The sequence below is a fragment of the Pedobacter sp. GW456-11-11-14-TSB4 genome (genome assembly GCF_059424425.1).
The window spans coordinates 154101-172888 of sequence record NZ_JBWKZK010000003.1 but is presented as its reverse complement, the minus strand read 5'-3'; the positions used below and the strand labels follow the sequence as shown (position 1 = coordinate 172888).

Here is an 18788-nt window from a genome sequence, read left to right as displayed (position 1 = left end):
CTAGCGCTTTTTCTTGTCAAAAAAATCTGTGAGTTGATACATTTGCAGATTAAGTTCTTTCATTTTATCAACCAAAGGCGAATAAGGTTGATAATCGTTATTTACAATGCCTTTATTTGCATTTGTATTAGAAGGTTCTGCTCCCTTTTGATCTGGGTCATTGTCCATATATTTAAACCAATGCCAACCAATGCAATTTTTAGATTCAATTAAACCAAGGGTGAAGTTTTGGTAAAATAAACCTCTGTCGTTTTGAGTCTTAACCACCCATCCCGCCCCTGCGGTATTCCCTAAACCAGAATCATCTGCTTTTACGTACCATTCGGTTATCAGGAAAGATTTACCAGACCAATTTGCCCAATTAGCCATCTCTTTCTGATTTGGTGTCCAAGCGTTATAGTAATTCATCGAAATGGCATCAGTATATTTTCCGGCAGAACGCCACAAAGGTTCCCATTTACTTTGCTGACCATGAAACCTGCATCCCAAATACATGTGATTAGGATCGTATTTTTTAATCGCTTTTGAAACGATCGAAAAGTATTTATCAGCTACAACAGACAAAAATGCCAATCGAATTTCATCGGTAAGTTGATCAGCTGAAATTCCTCTATCATCAATCCATGTTTTGGCTGCTAAGTAACCTGGATTATTTTTATCCTTTAGTGTTAGATAACCATCTAAATTTTTAATACCCAAAGGCATTTCATTATCAGAAAAATAGCCAAATAAATTTGGATCATCCTTATAGGCCAAAAGCTTTTTAGCATGTCCGTCGCAAAATTCTTCAAACTGTGGATCAAAAACGAAAATCACGTTATTTGGATAACCTTTATGCCCCGGAACTACATATGTACCACCCCTTTTATCGCCATAAGCGCTCATAAAATCAAGGTTAATGGTATATGCTAATGGTTTTGTTTTTTGCAACGGAGAGTTGGTAATCACATTGGTGTTTGACCATGCGCCAACTCCATTAAAGCCATTTTCATTTAAGTAAGATTGTGTTTTTGAAATCCAATTTTTTTCATCTCCATACTCCTTGCCAAAAGCATTTTTATTTCTCTCTGATGAGCCATAGTTGACGGCTACAACAGCATTATGCAAAAATAAATGACCTTTTGGATCGATAGCCCACCATCTGCCATTCACTTTTTTAGTATAATAAAATCCAGTAGCTTTTTCTTTACGATCTAACCTTCCGCCATAAACATCGGTTTTTATGGTTTTAGCTTTAAAACCGGTTAAACTGTTTAATGTTCTTGTAGCAAATGGTTTATATGGGGTGAAATAAGCATTTACTGAAGAATTTTTTTCTACTTTTCTTGCATCAACTTTTAGTTTAAAATCTAAACTATCTTGAGCGAAAGCTGATAATTGTGAGAGTGTAAATAATCCAATAATCAATCCAAATTTGTTCATGTTATTTATATTTAGCCTGCATTTGGTTATAGTAATCTTGTAAAACAAAATATGCTTTTTTCTTTTTACCTGTTTCGCTGATTAAACCCTTTCTATTCCAAAAATTTTGATACACGGGATGTTGTCTTCTTGGTGATCTAAAATCTGCCAAAATCCATGGGGTCATACCTCTTAGTGCATCAATTTTACTTAACAGCGTAATTTGATTTTTATATAAGGCCTCCTGATATTCTTCACTCCAACGGGTATTCTCATCAGCATGAAAACCACCCAAAGCATCGCCACCAAACTCTGTAATAACTACCGGTTTATTGTATTTAATATTAAAATTGTAACTGGTAATTTCACTTGGTGTGCCACCCCAATACCAACCTGCATATTCATTAAAACTTACCAAATCAATTTTCTCACCTAAAGGATCGTTTAAGATGATAGTTTTGCCTTCTCTATGCACTTCCAAAGCAGCTGCAACTAAGCGTGTATCATCTAAACCTCTAGCTGTTTCAGCAAGATTGCTCATAAAACTTAATCTTGGTGCACTTAATGGGGTTTCGTTGCCAATAGACCAAACAATAACGCTTGCTCTGTTTTTATCTCTCACAATTAAATCGGTAAGTTGTTGTTTTGCATTTGCATACGTACCCGGATTTTCCCAACTAATGGTCCAATAAACTGGCACTTCGGCCCAAACCAATAAACCCATTTCATCGGCCAAACGAACCATTTCTTCATTATGTGGATAATGAGCCAAACGCACATAATTGCAATTCATATCCTTTGCCCATTGCAAAATCATTCGCATATCTCCTTCAGAACGTAATCTACCAGCCAATAATGGGTTTTCATCATGGATAGAAATCCCTCTTAAAAAGATCGATTTGCCATTTAATAATATGTTATTTTCTTTAGTTTCAATAGTTCTAAAGCCTATTTTATCTTGTAGCGTTTCTGTTGCCGATTTAATAGTAACGGCATAAAGTTTAGGGTTTTCTGGAGACCAAAAATTTAGCCTATTCCACTGAAATTGTTCACTAATTTTACCTTCGCTATTTGTAGTAAACTTTTTTTCTAATTTCAATTCGGGGATAGTGAGCGTTATTTCTTGCCCTGAAGTTGCATCTTCAAGCTTTACATCTAATTTTAAAGTATTATTGCTGCCTTTAATTAATTGTAACTTGTAATCTTGTATGTAATGATTTGGCAGTTCTGCTAAAAAAACATCTCTGGTAATGCCACCATAATTCCACCAATCTGTATTAACCGTGGGTATTTCATCAGGTTTTCGAGTATTATCTGCCTTTACAACTAAAGAGTTTTCTCCATCTTTTAGTTTATCAGTTACATCAAATTGAAATGGAGTAAATCCACCTTTGTGGATACCTAATTTTTTACCGTTTAAATAAACATGAGCCTCGTAATTAACTGCACCAAAATACACGATGTATTTTTTTCCTTTTTCTGGCTGTGCATTAAATTTTCTCCTTAACCATACTGTGCCTTCATATAATTCTAATTTTTCTGACTGCGAATTCCAATCGCCAGGCACATTCATTTGTGGAGACAGATCAAAATTATATTCAATTAATTCTGATTTACTTTTTTGAACCTTATCATCATAAAAACCACCTGAACCAGATTTAGACTGATCAAAAGGATCGTGTCTATAATCGTAAAACCCATTTTCGTAAGGATCTACAATATAATTCCACTTTCCATTAAGGCTTATAATCTTACGAGATTGAATGTTTTGTATAGAGTTAACTTGAGCGTAACAGAATGATGTAAGTAGCGAAAAGCAGATTATGAGTACTCTATTTTTTAATTTTAGCATAGTATTTTGATGAATGTTTAATTGTAATATCAACAGCTGATAGCAACTACCAGCTGTTGATTTTTCTTAGCACTAATAACCTGTATTTTGGCCCAGTTTTGGCGATCTGTTCAATTCGTTTTGTGAAATTGGATAAAGGTAATTTCTTGCTGTGAATACTCTATTATCAACAGTAAAACGCGTATACGTAAAAGTTGTTGCCGTTATTGGTGTAATTCTCATCCCTGTAACTGGTCCGCTAAAAGTGGTTTCACCCTCCTTCCATCTTCTCACATCAAAGAAACGATGTTCTTCAAAACACAACTCTACTCTACGTTCGTTTCTAATTCTTTTACGCAATTCTATTTGAGTTGGGGCCACATAAGCATTACCTGCCGGATTTGTAGTTTGCAAAGCTGGCATTGCTACACCAGCTCTTGCCCTAACCAAATTAACAACTCTTAAAATTTCTGTAACTTGAGCAGCTCCTTGAGCCTCATTTAGAGCTTCCGCATAGTTTAATAAAACCTCTGCATATCTAAGGAAAATCCATGGGCGACGGATATTTGTTGTTGTTCCTGCCCAAGATGCACTCTCGCTTAAATATTTACGCATGTAGTAACCCGTTTTGGTAGCATTTACATTCAATCCTAAACCATCTTTTCCACCAACAAAAGTTTCAACTGGTCGAGATTTAAAATTGGTAGTTGCTACAGCTGGTTGTACCGAAGCTGAGTTGAAAAGAACTGTAAAACCTAAACGAGGATCTCTGTTGGTGTAAGGTGCACTTGCATTGTAGCCAGATGTTGCATCAGAAATTGGTTTACCTGTTGTTCTCATTTCAAAAGCGTCTACAAATTCTTGTGTAGGGTTTGTACGGCCATTTGCACCATCATAACTAACTGGCGCATTATTGGTCTCGATGCTCGTAGTATTAAGAGTAGCGGTTGCAAAAATCGTTTCGTTATTAAATGCTGCAGCAGTATTCCAAAGCCAAATGTTTGGATAAGAAGAATATATGCCGTGTTTACCAGTATCCATAATACGTTTTGCCGCATTAGCAGCTTCCTGCCATTTAGCTAAACTATTTGTGGTATTGTATTGCGGACTAGCTGCATACAACAATAGTCTGGCTTTTAAAGCCATAGCTGCAGTTTGTGTTGCTCTGCCTCTATCAACTGTTCTCCATTCTACTGGTGATAATGGCAACCTTGAGATTGCTGCTTCACAGTCATCCGAAATTTGTTTAACACATTCATCAAAAGTATTTCTTGGTAAATCTAGCTCATCATTAACCGATAAAGTTTTAGTAACAATTACATATCTACCATAACGTTTTAACAATTCGAACTGGAAAAATGCTCTTAAAAAATAAGCCTGACCCAGCAAGCGTTGGATTTGAGCATCATAAGTTTGGTTGGCGGCAACATTGGCAGGTAGCACTTCATCAATAGGAATAATTGCACTGCCATTTGCTTTTTCTAAAAACATGTTTGCTTTTCTAATACCAGCATACATATCAGTATATACATCATCAACAGTTCTAGCTGCGTTCCATGTACCATTAGTAAAAGTGTTGATGCCCGAGTTCAAATTTGAGTTAACCGCTTCATCAGTTGCCGAAGCCAATAATGCACCATCACCTAAATTATATCGATCTGATAGTGAAGCATAAACGTTGTTCAAAAAATTTCTGGCATAATCTGGATTTGCCCAAAGTTGAGCCTCAGTAACATCATTTGTACCACTGAATGATCCATCTTGAAGAAATTTATCTTTTTCACAACCTGCTGTAACTAAAATTGCAGCTAGGAATATATAGCATATATTTTTTTTCATCTTGTTAATCATTAAAATTTCAAGTTTAAACCGAATGAATAGATTTTCATATAAGGATATGATGAGTTGTAACCTGATTCTGGTAACTCAGGATCTATGTCCAAATCTCCCAATTTATCAAAGGTTACTAAGTTTAAACCACCAACATAAAACCTCAACTGTTGTAATTTTAGTTTCTTTACAAATGCATCTGGTAATGAATAACCTAGCTCGATGTTTTTCAATCTCAAAAAGTCTCCAGACCGGATCCAAAAATCTGAGTTAACCGTATTGTTTCCTCTATCTGCTAGTAACAGTCTTGGGAAAGGAGCATTCGGATTTGATGGTGTCCATCTATCTACACTATACTGATTCAAAAACCCGTTGTTTGTATTGCCCGCGTTAACTAATTGTTGGATGGTAATAGAGCTACCCAATGTTCCTTGCAATAAGAAGTTTAAATCGAAACCTTTAACGGCAACTCCAGCTCCAAAACCAAAAACTGATTTTGGCACAAAATTAAAGTCAGTTTTTACACGATCTAAATCATTGATTAATCCGTCTCCATTTTGATCTACATACCTGATATCACCTGGTTTAACTGTTCTTGAGAAAAGCTGTGTTGGTGCTGCATCAATTTCTGCTTGAGTTTGAAAAATACCATTAGATATTAACATGCTGTTGATGTAACCTGCGCCTGTTGTTGCAGTTGCAGCTGGCGAAATTACACTTGTAATTGGCCTGCCTAAAGCTTTTTGGTATTCTGGCAAATTTGCTGCTTCGTTAATTGCTAAAATCTTACTCACTTGATAGGTGTAGTTACCGAACAAATTCAAATTAACTTGACCAATTTTTTTGTTGTAATTAATACCCGTTTCAAAACCTTTGTATGATGCTTGACCTTCATTAACAAAAACCAAATTCTGACCTAGAATATTAGGCAATAATGAGCCTGTTGCTAAATCTTTTCTATTCTCATAAAAGTAATCAGCACTTATTGAAAGTGATTGTTTAAACATTTTAGCATCAAAGCCTACACTTGATTTGTATGCTTTTTCCCATGTTAAAAATGGATTTGCCAAAGCCAATTGGGCAGAACCGCCCACACCAGTGTAACCTGTACCGAAAGTATATCCTGTTGAGCTCCTGGCAAAGAAATCATTAAAAGCAAATCTTCTGGCGCTGCCGATTGCATCATTACCAACTAAGCCAAATGAACCTCTAATTTTTAAGAAATCCAAAACGCTAGCAGAACCTTTCATGAAATCTTCATCAGAAATAATCCATCCTGCCGAAACTGCCGGAAAGAAACCAAATCTTCTGCCTACAGCAAAGTTTTCTGAACCAGAATAACCAGCTGTTAAATCCATAAAATAGCGTTGTTTAAAGCCATAAGTCATCCTTCCAGAAATACCTTCGCGTTTAACATCCAAGTTTCCGAATGTAGAGTAAACTTGTCGTGATACACGTGTACTGAATTTGATATCATGATCTCCAAAAGTTCTGTCATAATCAAAACCTGCCCAAAATTCACTTTTTCTAATGTTGCCAGAGAAACTGTTGGCTTGATAATCAACTTTGTTGGCCGTACCATAAGTGGCATATAATCCGGTTGGCAACAACTCTGATGTTTCATAAGTTTGAGAAAATCCAGATCTGTATGCACCAGAAATATCATAAGCATAAAAAAGCTCAGCAGTTAAACCTTGCAAAATGCCGTTCATTTTTTGTCTTGCGCTAATGGTAGCAATCATATTCCTTACCAAATCAGTACTGGCCCCACGTGCTTCTAACATCGCTTTCGGATTACTTGTCGGAAAAATTGATGTTCCGCCGTAAGATCCGTTAGGATTAAGTACTGGAAAAGCATTGGCCGGCGTGCTGTAAACCGCATTTAAAAATGCACCAGTTCCTTGGTTGGGGAAGGTTAGATTGGTAATTCTTCCGCCAATATCTAAAGCAACATCTAAATTTTTGTTAACATGTAAATCTAAATTGGTACGTAAATTATATCTGCTAAAATTCGTGTTAGCATCATAAGTTTCGTTAAAACCACCTTTGTAAAAACCACCTTGTTGATAAGCACTTAATAAAGTGTAATATTTGATGAATGCATTACCACCGCTTACACTTGCTACATAACGTTGTGTTGGTGCAACAGATTTGGTAAAATCTTTAACAAAATTATTGTTTGGATATTTGATAGGATCTGAACCGGTTTGGTAAGCCTGTAATGCCGTAGCATCGTAAATTGCTGTACCACCACTATTAATTGAAGCTTCGTTGTACAAGGTTGCATAACTAAACGCATCTAGCGGACTAGCAATATTTAACGGAGCTTGTAATCCAGCTTGCCCATCGAAAGTAACTTTAGTAGAGGTTGCGCTACCTCTTTTGGTTTTTACATAGATTACGCCATTTGCAGCGTACATTCCGTACCACGCTAAAGTTGCCGCATCTTTAAAAACACTAACACTTTCTATTTCGCCTAAATCCATTGCTGTAAAGCTACGCTCAATGCCATCAACCAAAATTAATGGCTCCTGATTGCTGTTGTAAGATGATCTTCCTCTAATTAAAAAGCTCGATTCATCATAACCTGGTTGCTGCGAACCACTTGGATAGATATTTAATCCTGGTAAGCGACCTGTAAAAACATTTGTTAATGATGATGAAGGAATTTGAGGTAAATTTTCGGCTTTAATGGTGCTAATTGAAGCTGTAACTTCCCTCTTTTTTCGAACTCCAAATGGGATGTATACCAAATCATCATCTCCAGCATCTATTAAAGATTTTGTTAACGTTAAAGCAATATTATTTACTTCGCCTGCTGGCTTATAAATTGTACCATAACCAATCATTTTAAATACTAGCACATCACTTGTTGAAGTTTCTATAGTATACTCACCATTGGCATTGGTGTTCACAGTTCTGTTCTTTTTGTCTTCTTGGATTGAAATCGCGACACCAGGTAATGGTTTTTTGTCTTGATCTATCACTTTTCCTTTAATTGTAATTTGTTCATCGGGATTTTGTTGCCCATAAACGTGCAGCCCAGCCATCCATAAAAATAGCAGACATACGATATATTTTGATTTTGATAATTTCATAATTGAATAAAATCTTATTGCGTGAATGATAGACAGCTTACTCCCAACCAGGATTTTGAGTTAATACACCTTTACTTTTAAAAATCTCTGGACGAGGTATTGGGTAAAGATTTTGACGCTCATTCCATGTTTTTTGGAAATTGTTACCTAAGGTGAATACATTATAGGTGAAAGAACCATTGCTGTTTCTAAACACATCCATACCTTTCATAGGTACAGCAATCGTGGTAGCACCAATTTTCCAACGCATAATATCATACCAACGATGATCTTCGAAAGCCAACTCAATAGCACGCTCATGCCTAATCACCTCACGCATCTCTAAAGTGTTCATATTATCTTTTAAACCATAACCATAAACCCCGGTACCGCGAGCAATGCCCGCTCTTTGGCGAATAAGAACCAAAGCATTGTAAACAGTTGCATCTGGAGCAGCTAAAAATTCATTTTGTGCTTCTGCATAATTCAATAACACTTCTGCATAACGGAAATAAATATAGTTGAGCAAAGTTGTACTACCCCCGACAGTTCTATAAACTTCTGGCCAATATTTTTTACAGTAATACCTTGTTGCGGTATAGGTGATATTTCTTGGATCCCAATCTACTCCGTACGATAAGTTTGGAGCTGTACCTGTAGCCCACATTTGGATCCTTCTTCCCTGCCAAGGTAAATCATTATAAATAATATTAGCGTAAAAACGAGGCTCTCTACCAGCATAAGGATTTGCAGGATTGTAACCAGATGTTGGATCTGTAATTGGCTTACCATTTGCCATTTCATACATATCAACATGGTTTTGTGTTGGGTTCATCTGACCTTGAGCACCACCAGAACCAGGAGACATTGAAAAATCTTGCATCATTTCACCAGCTAGAGGTGTATTACCTTTAATTCTGATCATGATGTATTCTGGTGAGCTTGGTACGTTCAAGATATCAGCATAGGTTGCTTGCAATGCATATCTTCCATCCATTAATGCCAATGATGCATCAGCAGCAGCTTTCCATTTTGCCTTATCATTTGATGGATTGTTTAAAGGACTAGCCGCATAGAGTAACACACGTGCTTTTAATGCCTGTGCGGCACCAATAGTTGGTCTACCGTAATTAGATGCACTGTAATCTTCATCGTTACCCAATTTGGTTACAGCTATTGCTAAATCTGCTAAGATAAAATCAGTAATTTCTTGAAAAGTTTTTCTAGGCAAATTAATGTCGTCATTAACTTCATAAACTTTATCAACTAATGGTACACCTCCAAATCTTTTGGTTAATTCAAAATAAGACATGGCACGTATAAATCTCATCTCCCCTTCTATACGCTTCGGATCAAAAATAGGAACGGTGGCATTAGGAGAAGGTGGCACATCATTAATTCTGGCAAGCATTTTATTGGTTATAGCTATGCCCATGTACATTCTTTCCCAAATATCTCCAATATCATTTAATGATGCTTGTGTAGAATGCTCGTGATACAAACCTCGATTTAAAGATGTAACAGTTCCTTCCGAATTACCAGAAACAGCTTCATCTGAAGCTTGAGCTACACAACCGCGGTGATCGTTAAAACGTACATATTTATGAATGAGATAGTTATAGGCGTTATCGGCAAATCTTGCTGCCAAAGCAGGATTAGCAAAAATTTCTTCTTCGCTAATGGCTACTCCTGGTGTTCTTTCTAAAAAGTCTTTTTTGCAGGATACAAAGCCGACAGTAATTAGGAAAACTAGTATATGTTTGATATATTTTTTCATCATTTTAGAAATTAATGTTTAATCCAAAATTGTAAACTCTTGAACTTGGATAAAGCGATTGAAGTGGAAATGTTTGATTAACCACATTCAAATTTTCAGGATCTAAATACATCTTGAATTTTGTCCATGTATATAGATTTTGACCGTTCATAAAAACTCTGATATTACTCAGTTTTAAAGCGGTAGACCAAGTTTTAGGTAAATTATAGGCAATTTCTACGTTTCTAATTTTTAAGTAAGCAGCATTTTGTAAGGTAAAATCATTTAAAGCATAATTTAAAGATGCCGTACCTCTTGAGTGTAAAGCTGGCCATGTTGCGGTAGCTGCATTCTCCGGTGTCCAAGCATTAAGCATGAATGGGTACATTTGCTGACCATTGTTTTGCTCAGATAAAATTACATTAGAACTTACATTAGCAGCACCTTGAAACATAACCGATAGGGTTAAACCTTTAAATGCAACTCGTGGTGTAAAACTGTACACATACTCTGGGTTATTGGTGTAACCGATTGATGTTTGATCTAAAGTTGTAATTAAACCATCGCCATCTAAATCTCTCATTTTTAAATCGCCAGGTATTGGATTAAAACCTTGTTGTTTTGGCGAAGCATCGATATCTGCTTGAGAAGTGTAAAAACCATCGGTTTTATAACCAATAAATTGCCCAACGCTTTTACCTTTTCTAGCGTCTCTATCTGGCAAACCATCTGGTTCATCATTTTCTACAATTCTGTTTTTTGCATAACCAACTTGTGCGTTTAAACCAAGTGATACTTGTCCAACAGTTGCCTGATAATCTAGCTCTACTTCATATCCTTTGTTGTAAACTTCACCAACATTTAAACGTGGATAAGCATGACCAAAAAGCTCTAATCCGCTTAAAGCCGCTGTTAAAATATCTTTACGTGTCTCATCAAATAAATCAACATTAAGCTTTAAATGATCTTTAAATAACCTAGCCTCTAAACCTATATTTCGCTTGTAACCAGTTTCCCAAGTTACCTGATCATTACCTAATGATGTAGAGTTGATAAATAACGTAGGGAAATTTGTTATTGATAAAGGATTTCCGAATGGAGACGAAGCATTTGCTGAGTAGGAAGTAAGAAATAAAAATCTTTGATCAGCAATTCTATCATTCCCTACTAAACCATAACTACCTCTTAATTTCAAATAAGTCAGTAAATTATTCTTTTTAAAGAAAGGTTCATTCGTTAATGTCCATCCTGCCGAGACTGATGGAAACAAACCATATCTTAATCCTGGAGCAAAATTTTCTGAACCATTATAAGTTCCATTTACTTCTACAATATAACGGCTATCATACTCATAAAAGAAACGAGCCGCTAATCCTTGGGCAGCTCTTGGAGGAGCGCTAAAAGAGTTATCACCCGTGGTACGAATAAGCTCTCTTCTACCTAATAACATTCCATTTACACTATGCTTACCGAAAGTACGTGCATAGTTAAATGAGGTTTGAATGTTCATATTTGTGCTACCGGATGTTACTCCACCATTTTGTACTGCTCCTAAAGGCTCATCACGGTTACGCGTATCAGTTGATAATGTTGCTTCTCTAGTAATAGGATTAAAAACATATGCTGCCCAATTGGCATTTCTTCTCTCCACATTGTTGTAATAAGAATCATAGCCGAATATGGTTTTAAAAGTTAAACCCTTTGTAATGAAATCTAACTTGTAATCTAGATTAAAAGTGCTTTCGATGGTGTTGATATCATCATTACGAGTACCATAACGTGTTAATATTGCAAATGGATTCCAAATATTGGTACCAACATTTGGGTTAGCTGTTATTCTTCCATCAGGTAACGTTACAGGATAAGCATATGCAGGAACTTGTAAGATACGAGAAATCATCCCCTCAATGGTATCATAAGAAAATGCCGACGCAGATAGCAAACCAGAAGGTTGGTAACGGTTGGCAAACCGACCGCCTAATTTAATGCCTACCGTTAAATCTTTGCTTAAAGTTAAATCAACGTTCGATCTGAAGTTATACCTGTTATAATTAGGTACTGTGTTGATGCCATAAGGCGAGTCAAACTTTTTGAAAATACCATCCTGAAATGAATAACCGGCAGAAACAAAGTATTTTGCAATTTTGGTACCACCATTAATATTGATATTATGCTGGGTTTGAGAATAATACTTCTTTGTTAAATAATCAAACCACTGTACATCTGGATAGCCAATCGGATCAGATTTATCAGCAAATTTTTGAATAGCTTCATCAGAAAACGGGGCTGCTTTGTTATCATTTAGATATGCCCTATTTAAAAGAGTTGCATTTTCTAACGCTGGCAGGCCCACTGCTAAACCAGTATAAGTTTGTGCCGCAAGATTGCCGGTATAAGTTACACGTGGCTTTCCAATTTTACCAACTTTTGTTGTAATTACGATGACACCATTTGCTCCTTTTAATCCATAGATGGCTGTAGAAGCTGCATCTTTTAGTATAGAAACTGTTTCTATTTCATTCGGATCAACATCTGCAAAGCTAGGGCGCTCAATACCATCAACAACAACAATTGCTGATGCAGAAGCTGAGTTTAGCGTGGCTATACCTCTAATTCTTATAGTTGATGCATCTGCACCTGGCTGACCACTGGTTTGAACAGCAATTAAACCTGGTAATCTACCAATTAAACTATTCGTTGGATTTGGAGTTGGCGATTTCAGAATGTCTTCAGAACTAATTTGTGAAATAGCTGCAGTTACACTAGCTTTTTTCTGAGTTCCGTACCCAACTACAATAACTTCATCCAATCCTTTAGCGTCTTCCTCTAAAGTAACTTGAATGGAAGTTCTGCCTTTTAAAGCTATCTCCTGCTCTTTGTAACCAATACTGGTAAAAACAAGAATTGCCTGAGCATCTACATTACGTAAGGTAAACTTTCCATCAACATCTGTTGATATGGCATTATGAGTTCCTTTTACTTTAACGCCGATACCTGGCAATGGATATCCTTTGGTATCTACAACTACACCGGTTATATCTGCAAAAAAAGAATTGGGCTTATTTACTCTTTTTTTTAAGTCGATTGCAGATGTAGTTAGATAATTGAGCTTGATACTATGATTAATAGTAATAGCTGAAGCACTAATTTGCAGAAATAAACACCATAGCAGTGTTATAGAAATTTTCCGCAAAATTCTTTTTAATAGAATTTTCCTCATACAGTTTAATTTGGTTGATTAGTATTCCAAAATATTTGGTTCAGTAAATATAGAATAATCACATTCTTAAATGCAAATATTTTTTTTCATAATTAGCTGATATATAATTAGTTATAAAATTTTTGATACGCTTTATTCGCATCTTTAGTTTTCTTTAAGTAATTGATTTACTTGTAGATAAAGCCAAGCAAAATAAAAGTGCTGATACGTTAAAATCACATTAAAAAAAAATGAAATAAAATGCAGAAAAACGTTTTATGCAAGCTCTAAACGAAGATTTTAGCTGTTGTAACTCACTTATTTGTTAATGATGAGCTTACTCCACCCAGATTTACCTGTTCCTTTAGTGTCTTTCTTCCGATCTTCCATTACTTTTTTAACCTTCGAGGCGTAGGTCCAACAGGTACTTTGTCTTATTCCAATTCTTTCTGAGAGTTTATGAGAAGATATTGCTCCTTTGTGATTGTAAATTAAATAAACCAAATAAAAAGCCTTATTAATTGGAATTCTATTGTTTTCAAATATTGTATCGTGCAACACAGATTCTTCATAAGCGCATTTAGTGCATCGGCGGTTAAATGGAACTTTACCATTGCAGTAGCTGGTATTATTGCACTTGATACAAGCATAGCCATTTTCCCATTTCATATCCGACAAAAATTTATAACACGAATCTTTATCAGGATATTTTAGACTAAATTCTTCAAAATCAACCTCTGTTGCATTTACCCTCGCTTCCCTAACTTTTTCAATATTGCTTTTAAGATTAATGTTGTCTTTTTCTAACAAAATATTCATCCTAGAAATTTCATCAGCCTGATGCTCTAACAAATTATTTTTTGACAACAATTCTTCGTTTTGATGCTCAATAGTGATGTTTTTCTGTAATAACTCTTCAGATTTTTGTTGCACTTCTTTTGTACGCAACTCTACCTTGTATTCTAGTTCTTTGTTAATATTGTCCTTTAGCTCTGCATTAACCTGCATTTGTTTAATAATTTGTTTTCGAGCATTTTCTTTTTTACGCCTTAAAATTCTTACTTGATCGCCAATGGCAAATGATAAAAAAACCATCTCCAGCAAAAACCCAAAACTTAAACTGTAGTACCCAACAACATTACCAATAAATAACCTAGACCAACCTAAAATATGAACAATTTTGATGATAAACCCAAGTGATAAGAAAAAGTAACCCAATACAAAAAACCTAGCTGGTCCGTATTCCTTTTTCCACCAAATGTAAATACCAGTAAAGAAACACAGCGATAAGGGAATGAATTCTAAAAATTTGTATTTAAACCAATCGTTGCTATAAATTAAACAGACCAAAAAGTAAATCAGCCTAAGTACAATTACCAAATTGATAACAGTATTAATTTTTGGTGCTTTTATTTTAACATGTAAAAGTTCTTTGGTAAAAATCAATCCAAAGGTGCTTAAGAAAAAAAGTGAAACTCCATAAGCATACTCGTTCCAAACCGGATGATTTGGCCATAGATATTGAAAGGCAATACCATCGGTTGACATTTCGAACAACCCAACGCTTAAAACATATAAAATATAAAATAGGTATTGTCGTCTTCTTACAGCCAAAAACATCAATAGATTATGAAAACTGAAAATCACAATCATGCCGTAAAAAAAACCAAACATGATGTACTCTGATAGCGCATATCCAATAAATCGTTCTACTGTTCTAAAAACAATAATAACATTTACCTGATCCTTAGATTTTACCCTGAAATAATAATAGTACTCCCCTTTTTTATCGGTGTTAACTAGAAATTGGAAATTTTTATGATGAAAGGATCTCTCTCTAAACTTTAAATCGGCGCCAGCAATACTTTTAACATAATTACCATTTTCATTTGGCAAATAAGCTTCAACGTGATCAGTAATTTGATCGAAAAATTCAATTATAGCCGAATGATTTAAATCTTCCTTAAATCTTACTTTAAGGCGATACCAATAAGCAGAAGAACGGTTGTAGTTTTTTGGATAAAAATTAATATTTTCTACAAATCTATCTTTATTAGCATTGCTTTTAACTTCGTCAATCGTTAAATTTCCATTTTCGTCTTCTAAACAAACAATTTCCTTGTTAACAAAAATATGTTCTTTTGTTTGTTTTTCAATGGTTACAAGCTGTTGTGAGTAAACTTGGTTTGAAATTGAGAATAACGCAAATAAAGTAAATCTAAATATGATCTTTAGTTGCTTAATAACCATAATTGAGTTTCAAAAAAGTTAATAAGTTTAAAGTATATAACATCAGGCTCCTACTAATCGTTAATTGTTTATTAACGATTAAATATATTAACAATAAATTAAATGTGGCTCTATAAAAAATTAATTATCGATAAATATCTAAAAAGCTAAATTCAAATTAATGGAGGTTATAATTTTTCATATCAATAATAAAATGAAACATATCAAAACTAGTTCTATAAAAAAGGAAATGGTTTCTGCGATCATACCGAAAAAAATGGCATTGAATAGCTACCTAAATTGTGAGATGCATAACAATCTAACTTATTTGTCTAAATAGTTATAACAACAATAGAGATGCGAGTGCAAACAAAAACAAATGCAAAAAACATTTTAATTAATAGTTAAATTGCTAAAGAAAAAGGTATTCAGAATTTTTAAAAAAAAATGCAAAATAAACAAAGGCTAAATATATTTCTTTAGCCTTTGTGGTATTTAATTAAAATGATATAAGAACATTACATCACCTGTATAGGCGGGCTTACTTTGATCTTTAATGCTTAAAGTTGCTTCAATAATTACTTTTGTTATGCCTCTTAAATTAACTATAGATTTTAATTTGGCCTTCAATTGAACTTCACTATTAACAATTACTGGCTGTCCGAATTTAAAATTTTCAATCCCATAATTAATTTCCATTTTGATATTTCTAATATCTGCAATCTGTTTCCATAAATATGGGATTAAGGATAAAGTCAGATAACCATGAGCGATGGTAGCTTTAAATGGACCTTCTTTTTCTGCTTTTTCTTCATCAGTGTGGATCCACTGGTGGTCTAATGTAGCATCAGCAAATTTATTAATCTGATCTTGATTGATGGTATGCCACTGCGACAAACCAATTTCTTTACCTAAATGAGCTTCAAACTCTTCGTAACTATTAACAACAACCATATTTTTTTCTTCTTATAAGTGCTAAAATAGCATTATTGTTTTAACAAACCACTTAAATCTGCTGGTGAGTAATTAATTGACTTTAATGTTTTATGATCGTTAGTTCTGTAAACTAAAAATAAGCCGTCAATTTCTTTATGATAAGCATCTACACTAGCACTATTTTTATAATGAGCTATGGTTTCATCAGCTTCTTCAACAGTTTTACAGGCTTTACTCATGTTAGAGCGATGTACTTCATCAAATAAAGTTTTAAACTTATCTGCTAAACCAAACTCCAAAACAGCACCAGCCAATACATATTGCAAATCACATAAAGCATCAGCAATTTCAACCATGTTATTGTCGTTAATGGCCTCTTGTAGTTCTTTTAATTCTTCAGCAATTAAGTCAACCCGCAACTGGCTTCTTTCCTTACTCGGAATAGTTGGGGTTTCTAAAATTGGATGTTTAAAGGTTTTATGGAATTCTGCAACTTGGCTTAAAGCATTTAAATCTTTCATTTATAAAATATTTTAAGCCGCTAAGGTTATACAATTTAAAGTTTAGGTCAAATTTTATTATCAACATCAGTTTTTGTTTCCACAATGTGGAGATATACTAAACAAAAACGCCTACTTAAAATTAATTAAGTAGGCTCTAATATGGTTTAAATTTAGTTAAACATAAAATCCACCGGAAACTTCAATTCTTTGTGCATTAATCCATTTAGAATCATCTGAGCATAAAAAGGCAACCACAGAACCAATATCATCTGGCAAACCTACCCTACCTAACGCAGTTTGGCTAGACAATACTTGATTAAATTCTGCATTATCTCTCACAAAACCACCACCAAAATCTGTAGCTATAGCGCCAGGTGCTACAGAGTTTACTCTAATTTTTCTTGGCCCTAGCTCCACTGCTTGGTACCTAGACAATGAATCTACGGCTGCTTTCATAGGTCCGTAAGCAGAATATCCAGCGAATGAAAAACGTGCCAAACCAGATGAGGTATTCACAATGCTACTTCCATCATTTAACAGCGGAAGTAGTTTTTGAGTTAATAAGTAAGGGCCTTTAAAATGAATATTCAACATCGCATCTAAAGCATCCTCTGTTGTACTTTCGAATGGCATATTTACGCCAACTCCGGCATTATTTACCAAAGCATCTAATTTACCGCCATTAAAATTATTGTTAAGCAAAGCTGATAATTGATTGTAAAATTCATTGAAGCTAGCAGAACTCGAAAGATCAAGTTCTATAGCAGCAGCTTTTTTTCCTGATGAGCTAATTTCTTCTACAACACTTTCTGCATCAGTAATCTTAGTTTGATAAGTTATTATCACATCAAAACCTTTAGAAGCTAATTGCAAAGCTGCATCTTTTCCTAATCCACGGCTTCCGCCAGTAACTAAGGCTATTTTATTTAAACTTTGAGACATCTTTTTATTTATTTAATTTATGTTTCAAAATTGCACATAAACCAATTGAAAAGGTTTGCATTTTTCAAACCATTAATTGTAAAAATCAAATAATTATTCTCTAAAGACTAAAGGTGATACCTTATTATTTTTTTTAAAGAAGTTGGAGAAATGAGCAATTTCTTCGAAGCCTAAACTATAGGCAATTTCAGAAACATTCCATGTGGTTTGTCTAAGCAAATTTTTCGCCTCCTGATTAACCCTGCTAGAAATGATGTCCGTGGTTGTTTTACCTATTGTTTCTTTTAATACTTTATTTAAATGATTTACATGGACATTCAGAGCATCAGCATATTGTTTAGGTGTACGAATCTGCAAAACCTGCGTGATACTTTCGATCGGAAACTGTCTTTCTAATAATTCGATAAATAATGATGCTATTCTTGTATTTGCATTTTTCACATTTTGCTGCGGTGTAATAGGCTTTAGTTTCTGACCATAATGAATTAACTCCATTAAATAATTACGCAGTAACTCGTATTTATACTCGTAATTAGATGACATTTCTAGATGCATTTTTTCGAAAATCTGTTCAACGGCAACATATTGCTCTTCAGAAATTTGAAATACAAAATCACTTTGACTAGAAAAGACCGGGAGTTGATCAATATCTAAACCTATTTTAGATGTTGGAACAAAATCTTTAGTAAAAACACAAAAATAACCAGCTTGCTGAGTAGTATTAGGTGTATATCTATAAGGTATTTTTGGGGTTGCGAATAATAAGCCATACTGATTTATTTTTATCGTTTTACCAGCATATTCAACTAAATTATCACCATTAATTAAACTCACTTTATAATAAGTGCGTCTGTTGTATGGCATCTCTGGTTTGCCAATACAAGACTTGTACATGTCTTTGATATTAAAAACATTAACATGTCCAATGTCCTTATTTAAATTTTCGGCTAAAAAATGCTCTAAATCAGTACAAGTTTCTTTAAAAATTTCCCTATAAAATTCACTTATGGTAATGTTATTCATCTTTTTTCAAAATTCAAATATACATTTCATTAAAATACAATCATGTTTGCATTGCGCTTAA

The 18788-nt window shown here is 34.5% G+C and carries 11 protein-coding genes; all 11 read right to left on the bottom strand.

From position 1 onward, the window contains the following. Positions 1-1422, bottom strand: coding sequence for a hypothetical protein (locus AC07XU_RS12445; RefSeq protein ID WP_494943954.1), 1422 nt, complete (start codon positions 1420-1422; stop codon positions 1-3). Position 1423: 1 nt separating this feature from the next. Continuing rightward, positions 1424-3253 carry a glycoside hydrolase family 2 protein gene (locus AC07XU_RS12440; protein WP_494943953.1) on the bottom strand — a complete coding sequence of 610 codons (1830 nt, stop codon included), beginning with the start codon at positions 3251-3253 and terminating at the stop codon, positions 1424-1426. Between the two features lie 72 nt (positions 3254-3325). Next, positions 3326-5071: a RagB/SusD family nutrient uptake outer membrane protein gene (locus AC07XU_RS12435; RefSeq protein WP_494943952.1), complete on the bottom strand. Its 1746-nt coding sequence runs from the start codon at positions 5069-5071 to the stop codon at positions 3326-3328. 11 nt (positions 5072-5082) lie between these two features. Beyond that, complete coding sequence (locus AC07XU_RS12430; RefSeq protein ID WP_494943951.1) at positions 5083-8160, bottom strand: SusC/RagA family TonB-linked outer membrane protein; 3078 nt, start codon at positions 8158-8160, stop codon at positions 5083-5085. A gap of 37 nt (positions 8161-8197) precedes the next feature. Beyond that, positions 8198-9916 (bottom strand): RagB/SusD family nutrient uptake outer membrane protein, encoded by a 1719-nt coding sequence (locus AC07XU_RS12425; RefSeq protein ID WP_494943950.1) that lies wholly within the window; start codon positions 9914-9916, stop codon positions 8198-8200. Between the two features lie 4 nt (positions 9917-9920). Then, positions 9921-13115, bottom strand: coding sequence for a SusC/RagA family TonB-linked outer membrane protein (locus AC07XU_RS12420; protein WP_494943949.1), 3195 nt, complete (start codon positions 13113-13115; stop codon positions 9921-9923). A gap of 297 nt (positions 13116-13412) precedes the next feature. Next, positions 13413-15344 carry a 7TM diverse intracellular signaling domain-containing protein gene (locus AC07XU_RS12415; RefSeq protein WP_494943948.1) on the bottom strand — a complete coding sequence of 644 codons (1932 nt, stop codon included), beginning with the start codon at positions 15342-15344 and terminating at the stop codon, positions 13413-13415. Positions 15345-15818: 474 nt separating this feature from the next. Then, positions 15819-16277: a MaoC family dehydratase gene (locus AC07XU_RS12410; RefSeq protein ID WP_494943947.1), complete on the bottom strand. Its 459-nt coding sequence runs from the start codon at positions 16275-16277 to the stop codon at positions 15819-15821. 32 nt (positions 16278-16309) lie between these two features. Further along, entirely contained in the window at positions 16310-16780 is a 471-nt protein-coding gene (locus tag AC07XU_RS12405; RefSeq protein ID WP_494943946.1) for a pyrophosphohydrolase domain-containing protein, read from the bottom strand. A gap of 156 nt (positions 16781-16936) precedes the next feature. Then, a complete protein-coding gene (locus AC07XU_RS12400) occupies positions 16937-17704 on the bottom strand; it encodes an SDR family NAD(P)-dependent oxidoreductase (RefSeq protein ID WP_494943945.1) in 768 nt (255 codons plus the stop codon). 93 nt (positions 17705-17797) lie between these two features. After that, a complete protein-coding gene (locus tag AC07XU_RS12395) occupies positions 17798-18727 on the bottom strand; it encodes a helix-turn-helix domain-containing protein (protein WP_494943944.1) in 930 nt (309 codons plus the stop codon). Positions 18728-18788 lie beyond the last annotated feature (61 nt).